Annotated in this window: 1 protein-coding gene; it reads right to left on the reverse strand. The window is 59.0% G+C overall.

Translation table 11 applies throughout. The annotated features are described in order from the left end of the window. Nucleotides 1–893 precede the first annotated feature (893 nt). Nucleotides 894–1,511: substrate-binding domain-containing protein (locus AC1D0I_RS32455; RefSeq protein WP_477400162.1), on the reverse strand; the 618-nt coding region annotated here is incomplete at its 5' end.

The raw sequence follows: 1,511 nt of genomic DNA on the forward strand, positions 1-1,511 counted from the left end.
GCTTCACGGTATCCTTCCGTGTGGCAGAAATGGCAGCCGCCTATGATCGAAATATACAAACCGCGTTCGATGGAAGCCTCGTCTGCCGCCAGTAGGCTGGATGGCACGATGCACAGAGCAACGGCTGCACACAGATCGATTGTTCGCATATTCCGCCGCCCTCCCCATGACTGAAACCCGATAGGTGAATAGCGGCCCGACAGTCTCTCGGGGTGACCTACTAGCTGCCTGGCCTCACCGGCTCTGTCACTGCCGGCTGGCATAATATTAGCAGTTTCTTATAGGACCGCTCGTGCTAATTTTGGAGGCGAACGAACCGCTGCAACCAGGAGAACTTATCTCCACAGGAACGCTGACCGAAGCAATGCCGGTCAGGGCAGGGGACGTATGGAGCGCAAGGTTTGGCGGAATTCCGGTGTCGCCCATAAAGTTGAGGATAGAATAGCTCAGACCGAGCACCCCAGGCTACTTCTCCGTTAGACTTCTTATAACGAAGAGCCGATCAGGCACTGTGTCCCCCCTAAGCCAATGTTGCTACGCTTGGGCGGGAGCGCAGCACTCGATAATCGTCCAGCCGCGAGCCGCAAGTGTCTCGACCTCCCCTCGCCGAATGTATCCTTGCGCATCGCCAGAGACAGCAAGTGGGTCGGCGGGTCAGTGCGACATAATGGAGCTTGAGGCGCCAGAGCATGCGGGGGTCTTTGAAGACCTGCCTGCCCCTGCGGTTTTTCGAAGATCCGCCCGATTTCGTGCCTAGCAACCACTGTTGAGCTCGCTCAGGTGGTGGTTGTGGGGAGCACGAAGGCCTGATCACCTGCGCCTGGCGACCCCTAGCGGTCATTCGATCCAAGCAAGATCAATTCTTGCCTCGGGATGGGCACGGCCGCCATGTTTCAACGTCTGACGACAGCCGTACTTCCCCTAACAATCAGCCTGATGGCGAGTTCGCGATGTCTCAGATGCAGTCGCTGCGACGGCGATGCCAAGATATAGTCGGCGGCAATCCGACCCATGTCGCGCGCGGGCACCTCCAGTGTAGTCAGTTCCGGCGAGGTCAGTTCCGCAATCTCCAGATTGTCGAACCCGACAACCGAGACCTCCTCCGGGACTGCGATGCCTTCGGCGCGGCAGTATTTGATGGCGCCGGCGGCCAAGATATCACTGCCGCAGAATACCGCGGTCGGTCTTCTGGCGCCGTCCATCAGCCGCTGCATGCAGGTGCGGCCGTCATCCAGTCTGTAGGCTCCCTCCACGACCGGAACCAAGCCTCGATCGATGCCTGACCGTTCGAGTTCATTCAAGAAACCGTCGCGGCGTCCTGCAGCGCGATCATTGTCCTGGGTGATGCCGGCGATCATCCCGAATTTGGTGTGGCCGAGGTCGAGCAGGTAACGGGCGGCTGTCCGTCCGGCCTTTTCGTTGTCGAACCCCACGGCCGCACCCGCCTCTGTCGCCTTTGACGTGTAAGTGTACACATAGTTGATGCGCTTCTGTTCGAACATGGCCAGAGT

The organism is Mesorhizobium sp. P2_D1 (assembly GCF_056404455.1).